This window comes from Cetobacterium sp. 2A (genome assembly GCF_014250685.1).
Taxonomy (GTDB): domain Bacteria; phylum Fusobacteriota; class Fusobacteriia; order Fusobacteriales; family Fusobacteriaceae; genus Cetobacterium.
Window position 1 is genome coordinate 227295 of record NZ_JACFAJ010000006.1, and the last position, 13396, is coordinate 240690.

Below are 13396 nucleotides of genomic sequence, written 5' to 3' on the forward strand. Positions count from 1 at the left end.
ATTAAAGCTCCTCTATACATTCTTTTATTTTTTATAAGTGAAAAATCTCGCTCTTAAGAGCGAGTTTTAATTTTCTATCTTACGAATATTTTTACATTCCGGATACCCTGTACAAGCTAGGAATTTACCCCATCTACCTCTTCCTATCTTAAATGGTCTTCCACACTTATCACATACTCCAGCTTTTTTTAAAATTTCTGCTTCTTCATCTTCTATTTTTTTCATTTTAGCATGAAGTAGAGTTATTCCATCTTTAACTTCAATTTCTCCATTAGCTAGTAATTTTTTTATTTCTCCCGGAAGTGAAATACGAACATTATCTTTTGCAAAGTTTTCACTCTCTAAATAACTTCCGAATCTTCCAAGTTTTAGAAGAAGCTTACTTCCATCTTCAGCTACCATATCAGTAGGTTTTCCCTGTTTAGATTTCAGTCTCTCTTCAACTAACTCCCTAACCTTAACTTTTCCCTCTTTCAATTCTTCCAGAGGTATATTTATACCTTTTAGAGATATTTTTTCTGGACATTTCTCTTCATCTTGGCATACAAGATACCTTCCAAAGACTCCACTTTTTACAACCATCATTCCTTTTCCACAACTACATGGGAAATCTGAATAAATAATTCTGTTCTTTTCTTTTTCTACCTCTAATTTATACTTTTCTATATCCTTAGATAATCTATCATAGAATAATTTTAACGTCTGTATCCAGTTTCCGTTTCCTTCTTCTATCTCATCTAAATCTGTTTCCATTTCAGCAGTAAATTTTATATTCATAATATCTTGGAAATTCTTTTCTAATATTTCTCTTATTTCCTCTCCAAGATACGTTGGAACAAAACTTTTACCAGTAACTTCAACATACTCTCTCTTCTTTAAAGTGTCAATTATCGAAGCATATGTTGATGGTCTTCCAATCCCTTCCGCTTCCAATTTTTTCACTAAAGATGACTCTGTAAATCTTGAAGGTGGTTTTGTCCAATCTTCTTTTATATTTAACTGTTCAAGTTCTATCTGGTCTCCCTCATTTATAGTTGGGAATTCTCCAAGAGGTAAGTCCTCTTCATCTTTAAAAACTTTATAGTACCCATCAAAAGTTATTTTGTTTAAAGTCCCTCTAAACTGATATCTATCATATGCAACTATAAGTTCAAACTGCTCATACTTCATACTGGCTAATTGAGATATTATAAATCTTTCCCAAATTAGCTTGTATAATTTGTATTGGTCTGGTTCCAATTCTTTTTTTATACTATCAGGTGTTAAAGCAACATCAGTAGGTCTTATCGCTTCATGGGCATCCTGTATTTTCCCTTTTGATTTTACTTCTTTAAATTCTCCAAGATAGTCTTTTCCATAAGTTTCTAAAATATAATTTTTAGCCATATTTTTTGCTTCTTCTGAAATTCTTGTAGAATCCGTTCTCATATAAGTTATTAAACCTTTCTGAGATCCATTTATGTTTAATCCTTCATAAAGCCCTTGTGCCACTCTCATAGTCTTAGATGCTGAAAAACCTATATAAGAAGAAGCTAACTGTTGAAGAGTACTCGTCTTTAATGGTAACGGAGGATTTTTGCTTTTATTCGTAACTTTTGACCCTGCCACATTAAATTCTTTTTTTGGTAATCTCTCTTTTATATCTTTTACAACAGACTCATCTGTTAATAGTTCAAATTTCTTATCATCAACCTTATACAGATTTAGTTTTATTCCATTCTCAAATTCTCCGTCAACTTTCCAGTACTGTCTAGGAACAAAACTCTTTATAATATCTTCTAAATCACATATCAGCTTTAGTGCAACTGACTGAACTCTTCCAGCACTTGTATTTGAAGATAAAGTCTTCCAAAGAAGAGGACTTATCTCATATCCAACAAGTCTATCCAGTATTCTTCTAGCTTGCTGAGCATTGACCCTATTTATATCAACTTTTCTTGGGCTTCTAATTGCTTCTCTTATGGCTGTATCTGTTATTTCATTAAACTCAATTCTATTGTCCTCATTTGCATCAAGTTTTAAGATATTAGATATATGCCAAGCAATTGCTTCTCCTTCTCTATCCGGATCTGATGCCAAATAAACTTTATTAGATTTCTTAGCCGACTCTTTTAATGCTTTTATAACATCGCCTTTTCCTCTAATTGTCGAATAACTAGGTTCAAAATCTTTTTCTATATTAACTCCAATTTTACTTTTTGGTAAATCTCTTACATGACCAAAAGATGCTATAACCTGAAAATTCTTTCCAAGTATTTTTTCTATAGTTTTGGCCTTAGCAGGGGACTCTACTATAACCAGATTCTTTTTTGACAATTTTTTCACCCCTATCAATCCTTAAAGTCTATTTTGGTTTAATTATATTAGAAAAAAAATAAAAAATCAACAAATGACTCTAAACTTTTCTTTTATAACGTCCACCAGAAACGCTTGAAACAATTCCTTCTATCTCTAATTCTACTAAATTTCCAAGTATCTTCTTCTTGTCTAACCCAGTAATAGCAATGAGTTCATCCAAATTCATCGTTGTTGTTAGAGCGTTATATATCTCTAACTTTCCATCTGATATTTTATTATATTTTTCTTTTTTTAAAATCTCTATTTTCCAACCATATTCGTTTAAAATATCTTCAGTTGAAGTTATAAGCTTAGCCTCACTCAACTTTATTAGGTTATTACAACCTTTAGAATACGGAGAAATTATATCTCCTGGAAGAGCAAAAACATCTCTTCCTTCATCCAAAGCTAAGCTCGCAGTTATCAAACTTCCACCTTTTTCTGCACTTTCAACTACTACAACTCCCCTTGAAAGTCCAACTATTATTCTATTTCTAAAAGGGAAATTGTGCCTTAACGGTTCAGTTCCGATTGGGAATTCAGTTATCAAAAGTCCCTCTTTTGATATTCTATCCCACTCTTTTCTATTTTCCCAAGGATAAATTTTATCAAGTCCTGTTCCTAAAACACCTATGGTTTTTCCGTTGTTTTCTAAGGCAGTTTTATGACAAACTATATCTATTCCAAGAGCTAATCCGCTAACTAGTGTCACATCGGCTTTTACTAACTCTTCCGATAGTTTCCTTGTAAACTCTTTCCCGTAAGATGTAGCTTTTCTAGTTCCAACAACTGCGATGCTTTTTTCTTTACATATAGACAAATCCCCTTTGTAATATAAAAATATTGGGGGGTCAGCTATATGCTTTAATAGTTCTGGATATTTTTCATCCTTCAAATCAATTAAATTAATATTTAATTTTTCTAGATTTTCTATATCTTCATAATATTTCTCACAACTCTTAGATTTATATATAAGCTCAATTTTATTATCACTTAAGTTTAAATCTTGTTTCATTTTTTTAAAATCAGTGGATATTAAATCAGTATAACTATCTGTATATTTCATAAGTTCTTTTATTTCGTTTCTTTTTAAACCTACACTTTTTAGTCTATACCAACTCATTTCAAACTCCTTTTCAAATTATTTTGAAAAGACGGTTGTAAGCATCTCATTGATTTTTGTAGAATTAGGATATTCTCTTCTTCCCTCTTCTAGAATTTCCTTTGCCTTTCCATAGTTCCCCATAACTATATATATATCTCCAAGTCCCATGTATACAGTTTCTGTTTTTTTGTAACTTTTGTATTTTTCTAAATCATCCACAGCTTTTTTATATTCCCCTATATTTCTATAAGCAATTCCTCTTCCTAAATACGCTTCTGAAATCACAGGATATTTATCTAAACTCTCTGTATAATAATCTATAGCTACATTATAATCTCCAATAAATCTAGCTGCAGTTGCAGCTCCAAATAGATTTCTACTACTATCTATATTTTTGCCAAAAATAGTCTTTGCTCTTTCATATTTTCCTGCTCTAAAATATTGATCTCCTAACCCAAATATAAGTTCCTCATTATCACTGATACTGTTTATATATCCTTTGAAAATATTTTCATATCTTTGTAACAATACAGCTACCTTATCCCTGTCTTTTTCTCTTGAAATTTCAGATTCTAAATTTATAATCTCTTGAGGTCTATAATCTGAAAAAACTGCTGAAGTTAACAATATAAAAATCAAACTAATTAATTTCTTCTTCATTTTTAAAAATCTCCTCTACTTTACTGATTACTCTACCACTATTAAAAATAGTTTCTATGTTTTCACCAATTTTTAATTCATTTACATTCTTAATAGTTTTTCCATCTTTAAAAGTTAAACTGTACCCTCTAGATAAAGTTCTTAAAGGATTTAATGAAATCAATTTCTCTATCTTCATTTCAAGATTATGTCTTTTTCCTTGAATGATAAATTCCAAAATTTTCTTTATTCTCTCCTCTTGTAAAATTAAGTCTGAACTTTTTTTCTCTATCTCTTTCAGATAACTTTTTATTATATAACTATTTTTTCTTTTTTCCAAATCATTTTTTTTATCGGAAACTATCCTATTCATCATAGCATTTAGGTATAATCTCTTATTTATAAGCTCTTCTACTAAGTTTTTTTTAACTGGAATTGCTATCTCAATAGCTTGTGTTGGGGTTGACGCTCTTATGTCTGAAGTAAAATCACTTAGTAAAGTATCACTCTCATGTCCCACTGCTGAAATTATAGGTTTTTTTGAATTAAAAAATGCCATTGCAACTTCCTCTTCATTAAAAGCCCATAAATCCTCTATACTTCCACCACCTCTTCCAGCTATTATTAAATCTACAGCTTCTATTTTATTTAAAGCTTCTATTCCTTTTACTATCTCTTCCTTAGCTCCAATTCCTTGAACCTTTGCTGGATAGATGTATATATCTATATTTGGAAATCTTTTTCTTGTAGTCTTTATGATATCTTGAAACGCTGCACCTGTATAAGAAGTTACTACCCCTATTGCTTTAGGATAATTTGGAAGTTTCTTTTTTGAAATATATGAAAATAGTCCCTTCTTTTCCATCTCTTTTTTTAATTTTTCAAGAGCTGCATACATCTCTCCTAGTTTATCCTCTTTTTCTAAAAATCTTACAAGAATTTGGAAATCTCCTCTATTTTCATAAAATCCCACATCTCCAAAAATTTTTACAGAATCTCCATCTTTTAAATCTTCAGCAATTTTTTTATATTTGTAACTAAATGCAGCGCATTTAATTTGACAATTTTTATCTTTAATTGTGAAATAAAGATGTCCACTTTTATAATAGGTTACTCCTGAAAGTTCTCCTTTTAAAAAAAATTCTTGAAAATCATTATTATTATCTATATAATTTTTTACCATTTTATTAAATTCAGTTACACTATAAATTCTATCTTCCATTTCTCAACTCCACATTAAAATTCGAGTAATAACATTTTCAATTTTTTCATTTCTTCTCTTTTTTCTATTGCTAATTCAAAATTTAATTCTTCTGAAAGCTTCTTTATTTCTACAAATAATCTTTCTACATCTTTTTCTATATCTTTTTTAGATGTATATATCTTTTTATCTTTCATTGGAAATTCTGGAAGTTCATAATCAAGATTTAAAACATCTTCGGATACTTCCCTAATCGTTGATTTTGGATCTATATTATTTTCTATATTATATCTTATTTGTTTTTCTCTTCTTCTGCTAGTCTCCTCGATTGCAGCCTTCATAGAATCTGTCACTACATCACCATAGAGAATTACTCTTCCTTCTATGTTTCTAGCTGCTCTTCCAATAGTTTGAATCAAAGAACGTCTACTTCTTAAGAACCCCTCTTTATCGGCTTCTAAAACCGCTACCAACGATACTTCTGGGATGTCCAACCCTTCTCTTAAAAGGTTTATTCCAACTAGAACATCAATATCCCCTCTTCTTAGGGACTGAATTATTTCCACTCTTTCTAAGGTATCAATATCTGAATGCATATAATCAACTTTTATTCCTTGCTCTTTATAATACTCTGTAAGTTCTTCTGCCATTTTTTTTGTAAGAGTTGTTACTAACACTCTTTCTTTTTTCAAGATATTTTGTTTTATATCTTCCAAAAGATTATCCACTTGATTTTCTGTTTTTCTAACTTCAATCCTTGGATCAACAACGCCTGTTGGCCTAATTAACTGTTCTGCTATATGTTCCTGTGATTTTTCCATCTCAAAATCACCAGGAGTTGCCGAAACAAAAACTGTTTGATTACAATTTTTTCTGAACTCTTCAAATTGGAGTGGTCTATTATCTAAAGCAGATTTTAATCTAAATCCATTCTCCACTAAGGCAGTTTTTCTTGCCTTATCTCCATTATACATCCCTCTAATTTGGGGAATTGAAATATGTGACTCATCAATATAAATAACAAAATCTTTTGGAAAGTATTCCATTAACGTACTTGGAATTTCTCCACTGTTTTTCCCACTTAAATATCTTGAATAATTTTCTATACCCTTACAATATCCAACTTCTCTTATCATCTCTAAATCGTATTCTGTTCTTTGCTTTAATCTTTGTGCTTCCAGTAGTTTACCTTTTTTTTCAAAATCTTCAACTTCTATTTTTAAATCAGCTTTAATTTCTGATATTATTCTTTCAAGTTCATTTTCTTCAGTTACATAATGAGTTGCTGGAGCTATAATTATTCTTTCTATATTCTTTCTAACTTTTTGTCCTGTAAGAGTGTTGATTTCTGATATTTCTTCTAAATCATCACCCCAAAACTCAAGTCTATAACCAGTTTCCATATATGATGGATATATGTCTATAACATCTCCCTTTATTCTAAACTTACTTCTTTCAAAAGATATATCATTTCTTTCATATCTTAAAGAAATCAATTTTTCTATAAGTTTTTTTCTGCTATACCCTGTTTTTTTATCTATAGCTATAGTCATTTTTCTATAGGTCTCTGGAGATCCTAATCCATATATAGCTGAAACAGATGCAACAATTATGACATCTCTTCTATTTATTAAAGCAGCAGTTGCAGCATTTCTTAGTTTATCTATCTCGTCATTGATTGATGAGTCTTTTTCTATATAAGTATCAGTAGAAGCTATATAGGCCTCTGGTTGGTAATAATCATAGTAAGAAACAAAATACTCTACAGCACTTTCAGGAAAAAATTTTTTATACTCTGAATAAAGTTGAGCTGCTAGAGTTTTATTTGGTGCCATTATAAGAGCTGGCCTTCCACTCTCTTTTATAACATTTGCTATTGTAAATGTTTTTCCGGATCCAGTTACTCCCAAAAGAGTTTGATCTTTCACATCATTTTTTAAATTTTCCACTATCTTTCTTATTGCCTCTGGCTGATCTCCTGTAGGTATAAACTTAGAATTAATTTTAAACATATATTCCTCCAAATATTGTGCCATATAAAAAAGGAAGAGGTTACCCTCTCCCTTTTTACTACATCAATTTTCGTCTAAGAAAAGAGGGGGCTCTATTTCTAAAATATTTTTTCTTCCTTTACTAGCCTGAACTAGCACTAAATTAGAATTTGTACTCTTAGAAAAATATACAAACTTTACTCTTTTTATAGAAAATCCGTTATCTTCTAATTCTCTTGCTATTTCAGTAAATCTATAGCTTCTATGTACTAAAAATATTTCTCCCCTCGGTTTTAAAATTCTTTTAGAATTTTTTATTAACCCTTTTAAATCAAGTTTTAATTCATGTCTAGCAATAGATTTACTATTGTCATCATTTATTAATTTTCCATCTATAGTCATATATGGAGGATTACAAACTATACAATCATAGCTATTACTCTCTTTGTAATTATTTAAATCACACTCTATTACATCTATAGAATCTTGCATTGAATTAAAAATAACATTTCTTTTGGCAAGACTTGCCACTTCTTCTTGTATTTCTATGGCAGTAACTTTTATTATTTTTTCTTTTATTTTCAAAAGTATGGATATTATTCCGTTTCCTGTTCCGATTTCCAAAACTTTAGAAGTTTTTTTCGCTTCATAAAAATCTGATAGGAGAACTGCATCTATTCCAAATCTAAATCCATTTTTACTTTGAATTAAATTATGTTTATCATCTAAAATTGTTATATCTTCATTTTCTAAAAGCATATTATTCCTTCTCTAATACCTTATGCTCAAGCTCTACATCAGTCAATTCATTCTTTAATTTTTTTGCTTCTTTTTTATTGAATTTAATATCTTCTATTTTAATTTTCATAATTCCTTTTCCTTCAACATCAGCATAAATATATCCATTTAAAGGACTTATACTTATAACTTTTGCATCTCCATCAACTGTTTTTACATGTTGATTTACAGCTGGATATAGTCTTAGAGCTTCCTCATATTGGTAGTACTCATAATTTATACAACAAAGAAGTCTTCCACAAACACCTGATATCTTAGCAGGATTTATTACCAACCCTTGATCTCTTGCCATTTTTATAGAAACTGAATCAAATTTATTTATAAATGTTCTACAGCATAATTCTTTTCCACATATTCCAATATTTCCAAGTATTCTAGCTTCGTCTCTAACACCTATTTGTCTAAGTTCAATTCTTAATTTAAAAGTATTTGCTAAATCTTTTACTAAATCTCTAAAGTCAATTCTTCCTTCAGCAGTAAAGTAAAATATAAGTTTTGTTCTATCGAATGTAAATTCAGTTCCAACTAACTTCATTGGAAGTTTGTGGTGAATTATTCTTTCTTTACATACTGCATTAGCATTAGATGATTCAACTTTTAACTCTTCATATCTTTTAATCTCATCACTGTCAGCTTTTTTTAATACAGGCTTTAAAGGTAACACCAAAACTCTTTCAGAAAGCATCATAGGGCCTCCATAAACAACTCCTAGCTCTTTCCCCCTTACTGTATCAACTATTACCTTGTCACCTTTTTTATATGTTTCATTATCAACTATTTCAAAATAATATCTTTTTTTAGTTACTTCAAACATTATTCCTAAAACATTGTATAGTTTTTCTTCAACCACGATGTTCTCTTCAACTACAATGTTTTCTTCAGTTACATTAGTTTCTTCAACTATCATTTTTCCTCCCTTAATAGTAATCTATTAATCCCTCCTCCAAAAAGCTCAGATGGGAATCTCTCGTAATTATTATATGATCTAAGACTTTTACATCTACAACCTTTAAAAGTGCTTCTAATTCTTTTGTCACTTCTATATCTTTTTTTGATGGTTTTAAATTCCCAGATGGATGGTTATGAGCAAATATCAATGATCTTGCATTATGTTGCAATGCCTTTTTTACTATTTCTCTTGGATATATTGCACTTTTATCAATAGTTCCAGAAAAAAGAGTCTCCGCTTCTATTAGGTGATTTGCTGAATTTAAAAATATAACTTTAAACTCCTCTTTAGTTCCAAATCCTATATCGCTTCTTAAATATGCTATTAAGTCTCGTTTTCCACTAAATGATGTAACTTCTTCTGAGATATAATTTTCTTTAAAATTATATCTCACTAAATCACCTATAAACTTTAGATAAGCGATACTTACGTCACTTATTCCCTTAATCTTAGAAAGCTCATCTCTATCAGCTTTAAATATATTTTCAACTCGTTTATACTTATTTATAAGTTCTTTGGCTATTGATTTTACATCCTTTCTAGGTATACATATAGTAAGCAACATCTCCACTACTTCATAATCCTGAAAGGCATCATAGCCTCCTTTTAAATATCTTTCACGTAATCTCTCTCGGTGTCCAACCATATTGTTATTTTCCATAGGGTCACCTCTTTAAATTATTTAGTTGAAAATTTTATAAACTTCTTCCTGAGTTTTCATGTTTCTAGGTATCTCCATAGCCAATTTCATCATTGGATAAACTAAAACTGCACCTGTACCTTCTCCTAATCTCATTTTCATATTTAAAAATGGATTTAACTTTAATTCTTTCATCACTAATTTCATTCCTGGTTCTTCACTCATATGTGTTGCAATCATGTATCCTTTTGTTTTTGGTTCAATCTTTGTTGAAACTAAAGCTGCAACTGCTGAAATAAAACCATCTATTAACATCGGTTTTTTCATTTTTGCCGCTCCAATATAAAATCCAACCATACATGCAATATCTAATCCGCCTACATGTCTTAATATTTCAAGTGGTGATTTTTCAAATAAATCATATCTCTTGCAACTTGATTCTATCACATTTTTCTTTTTTTCTAATCCTTTATCTGAAAGTCCTGCTCCACGCCCAACGACTTTATCTAAATCATCCCTAGTTAAAGCGTAAAGTATTGCTGAACTTGTTGTTGTATTTCCTATTCCCATCTCTCCATTAGAGAAGAAGTCATACTCTCCAGAAAGTTCCTCCACTAATTCAATCCCATGATTTATGGCCTTTACACATTCATCCATTGTCATAGCAGGTTCTACAAAGAAATTTCTAGTTCCATTTCTTACTTTTCTAGAATATAAATTTTCATAATCTCTTGGTATATCTTCTTTTATACCAATATCTACTAATTTTAAATCTATATCTAAATTTTTACATAAAATTCCAATGGCTGCCATTTTATTTAACATAGTTTCTGAAACTATTTTAGTATATTCTACTGGACAAGATGAAACACCCTCTTCCACAATTCCATTGTCTGCAGATGCAATCAGATGACATCCCTTATTTATTTTTTTTAATTCATCTCCTGTTATTTCAGAAATTTTTATAGCAGTTTCTTCTAAAATTCCTAAACTATCTTGTGGCTTCATTTTTCCATCTAAAATATCTTTACATCTTTTCCCCGCGTTTATGTCAATTTCATCAATTGCTTTTAAAGACCTCTTTAAGTTATTCATCTTATCCCCCTACATTCAATCCCTTTAAAATTGGAAATCCATTTAAAAACTCTATAACTACAATTCCACCATTTTCTACACTGAATTTCCAGTAGCTTTCTAACCCTTTTGAAAAATAATAACTTAGTATCACATTTATTATACCCCAATGTGTGACAACTACAGTAGTTTTTTCAAAATCTATATTCTCTTCTATAAAGTTTACTGCCCTATTTTGAAGGTCATTTACACTCTCACCATTTTCATAGTTGTAAGTTTCCCATTCCTCTTCACATCTTTTTAATTCATTTGGATACTTAACTTTTAATTCCTCATACTTATACCCCTCAAATATTCCAAAATTAAGTTCTCTAAGTTTAGAAGAATGTTCAATTTCATATTCTTTATGATTTATTATATTTGCTGTCTCAGATGCTCTTTTTAAATCACTCGTCCAAATTTTGTCATAAGATAACTCAGATAATCTTATTCTACTTTTTTCAGCCTGAGATACTCCAACTTTATTTAATGGAGGATCTAAAATTCCAAAATAAACTCCTTTAGCATTTAACTCAGTTTCTCCATGTCTAACTAATATTAATTTCCCCATTTTTACTCCTACATTACATACATTAAAAATAAAGTTATTACAGATGATAGTTCTAAAACTGCTCCTAAAGTATCTCCTGTTATTCCACCTATTTTTCTTGTCATAAGTTTAGCAAAGTAAACTCCTAAAATCATTATCACAGGAATTGTTAGAACTGCTACCATATTTGGCATAAAATACTTGCTCATTAAAAATGCATATCCAACAGTTAAAACAGTAGATATTAAAACATCCTTCGCTTTCGTATTATCTACAAAAGTTTTTCCCATTCCAGTTGATCTAGCATACGGTGCTACTCCACAATTTACTACACTATTCAGTCTTGAAATAACTGGTACTATTGCCATTATAATCCCCTGATTAACTCCTAAAAGTTTAGAAGTTTCAACTAAAAGAGCTATTTTAAAAACAAAGTAAAGGATTAAAACTAATCCACCATTAGTTCCAAGTCTTGAATCTTTCATTATTTCTAACATTTTTTGTTTACTTCTGTAACTGAAAATTCCATCAAAAGTATCTGCTAATCCATCTAAGTGAAGTCCACCTGTTAAAACAACATCCACTGTCACTAAAATTATGGCCATGATAACACTTGAAGGTATTATAGGAAGCAGTAAACTATATACTCCAAAAATAATTGCTCCTATAACCATCCCAACAACTGGGTACCATTTCATACTTTTCCCAAGAGCTTGAGAGTCAAATTTTGGTTCACCTGGAATTGGTAACCTTGTCATAAATTTAAAAAGTAATATTAATCCATTCATCTTGTAATTCCTCCAAATATTTCTATTTTAATTTTACTGAGATACCTGAAACTAATAAATATGCTTCATCAGCTTCTTTAGCAACCAATTGATTCATTCTTCCACAAATATCTCTAAAATATCTACCAAGAGCATAAGGAGGAACTATTCCCATTCCAATTTCATTTGAAACAACAACTAACTCATGATTACTTCTTTTTATAAATTGTATAAAATTTTCTACTTCTTTTTTTATTACATTTTCTATCTCTTGAACCTTATCCTGAGTGACAGTATCCCAATCAATATTTTCTTCCATTATCATCATATTGCTAACCATATTAGTTAGACAATCTAAAAGTATTACACTTTCAGAGTCTGAAATATCTTGTAATTTTTCAGGTAAATTTTTATAAGATTCAATAGTTGTCCACTCTTCTCCTCTTTGAACTTTATGTTTATCAACTCTAGATTGAGTTTCTGCATCAAAAATTATTGAAGTAGCTATATAAACTCTTTTCTTTTCAGTATTAAAAACTATTTCTTCAGCATAAGAGCTTTTCCCACTTCTAGCTCCTCCTGTTACATATACTATTCTTCCCAATTTTTCCCCCATATTTCTTATTTTCTACTAATTATATCACTATCTTATTTAATTATCAATAAAAATACCCCCCTCAAAACCATGAGGAGGGTATCATATTATTTCTATCTAATTTCGGGTTCTATATGTCCATAATCCCCGTTTCTTTTCTTATAAACTACATTCATAGTTCCTGTTTCTGCGTTAGTGAAAACATAAAAATCTTTTTCAAGTGTTTCTAATTGAAGTATAGCTTCCTCTAAATCCATAGGTCTTGGATCAAGCGAAATATTTACAACATTTTTCACACTTTCCATTGTTATCACTTCATTTTCTTCATTATATACAATTTTCTTCTCTGCTTTTGGAAGTGTATGTCTGTCATCTCTTAACTTTTCTTTATGCTTAGTAATTTGTTTTTGAAGAATCTCTTCAACTCTATCTATTGCCGCATATAAATCAGGTTCCGTTGCAACCCCTTTAATTATATTTCCATTTATATGAGCTCTAGCTTCAGCAGTTTGAATCGGACCAGTCTTAGTCTTAACAGCTGATAATTTTACTCTTATTTCCATAAGGTTATCAAAATGCTTTTCCATTTTTGATAGTTTTGTTTCTGCATAGTTTTTTATAGCTTCTGTTATTACAAAGTTTTTCCCAGCCTCAAAAGTAATTTTCATAGTGACCACTCCTTTTAAACTTAACTATACTTCCTTATTTTGT

General features: G+C 30.0%; 13 protein-coding genes. All 13 read right to left on the bottom strand.

Annotated features, from left to right (window positions below; genetic code table 11):
• Positions 1 to 66 precede the first annotated feature (66 nt).
• Positions 67 to 2316, bottom strand: coding sequence for a type I DNA topoisomerase (gene topA / locus H3N56_RS04890; RefSeq protein ID WP_185880144.1), 2250 nt, complete (start codon positions 2314 to 2316; stop codon positions 67 to 69).
• Positions 2317 to 2395: 79 nt separating this feature from the next.
• On the bottom strand, positions 2396 to 3460 hold the full coding sequence (dprA, locus tag H3N56_RS04895) for a DNA-processing protein DprA (protein ID WP_185880145.1): 1065 nt from the start codon (positions 3458 to 3460) through the stop codon (positions 2396 to 2398).
• Positions 3461 to 3478: 18 nt separating this feature from the next.
• Positions 3479 to 4102 (bottom strand): lipopolysaccharide assembly protein LapB, encoded by a 624-nt coding sequence (locus tag H3N56_RS04900; RefSeq protein ID WP_185880146.1) that lies wholly within the window; start codon positions 4100 to 4102, stop codon positions 3479 to 3481.
• Entirely contained in the window at positions 4083 to 5303 is a 1221-nt protein-coding gene (xseA, locus tag H3N56_RS04905) for an exodeoxyribonuclease VII large subunit (RefSeq protein WP_185880147.1), read from the bottom strand. Before xseA ends, H3N56_RS04900 begins: the two co-directional genes overlap by 20 nt.
• 14 nt (positions 5304 to 5317) lie before the next feature.
• Positions 5318 to 7306, bottom strand: coding sequence for an excinuclease ABC subunit UvrB (gene uvrB / locus H3N56_RS04910; RefSeq protein ID WP_304488685.1), 1989 nt, complete (start codon positions 7304 to 7306; stop codon positions 5318 to 5320).
• A gap of 51 nt (positions 7307 to 7357) precedes the next feature.
• A complete protein-coding gene (locus H3N56_RS04915; RefSeq protein ID WP_185880149.1) occupies positions 7358 to 8032 on the bottom strand; it encodes a tRNA1(Val) (adenine(37)-N6)-methyltransferase in 675 nt (224 codons plus the stop codon).
• 1 nt (position 8033) lies between these two features.
• On the bottom strand, positions 8034 to 8978 hold the full coding sequence (locus H3N56_RS04920) for a stage 0 sporulation family protein (RefSeq protein ID WP_185880150.1): 945 nt from the start codon (positions 8976 to 8978) through the stop codon (positions 8034 to 8036).
• Positions 8979 to 8988: 10 nt separating this feature from the next.
• Positions 8989 to 9681 carry a DNA repair protein RadC gene (radC, locus tag H3N56_RS04925; RefSeq protein WP_185880151.1) on the bottom strand — a complete coding sequence of 231 codons (693 nt, stop codon included), beginning with the start codon at positions 9679 to 9681 and terminating at the stop codon, positions 8989 to 8991.
• A gap of 21 nt (positions 9682 to 9702) precedes the next feature.
• Positions 9703 to 10755 (bottom strand): nicotinate-nucleotide--dimethylbenzimidazole phosphoribosyltransferase, encoded by a 1053-nt coding sequence (gene cobT, locus H3N56_RS04930; protein WP_185880152.1) that lies wholly within the window; start codon positions 10753 to 10755, stop codon positions 9703 to 9705.
• Position 10756: 1 nt separating this feature from the next.
• A complete protein-coding gene (locus H3N56_RS04935) occupies positions 10757 to 11344 on the bottom strand; it encodes a histidine phosphatase family protein (protein WP_185880153.1) in 588 nt (195 codons plus the stop codon).
• An 8-nt stretch (positions 11345 to 11352) separates the two neighbouring features.
• Positions 11353 to 12111, bottom strand: coding sequence for an adenosylcobinamide-GDP ribazoletransferase (cobS, locus tag H3N56_RS04940; protein WP_185880154.1), 759 nt, complete (start codon positions 12109 to 12111; stop codon positions 11353 to 11355).
• Positions 12112 to 12133: 22 nt separating this feature from the next.
• On the bottom strand, positions 12134 to 12694 hold the full coding sequence (gene cobU / locus H3N56_RS04945) for a bifunctional adenosylcobinamide kinase/adenosylcobinamide-phosphate guanylyltransferase (protein WP_185880155.1): 561 nt from the start codon (positions 12692 to 12694) through the stop codon (positions 12134 to 12136).
• A gap of 104 nt (positions 12695 to 12798) precedes the next feature.
• Positions 12799 to 13353, bottom strand: coding sequence for a ribosome hibernation-promoting factor, HPF/YfiA family (hpf, locus tag H3N56_RS04950; protein WP_185880156.1), 555 nt, complete (start codon positions 13351 to 13353; stop codon positions 12799 to 12801).
• Positions 13354 to 13396 lie beyond the last annotated feature (43 nt).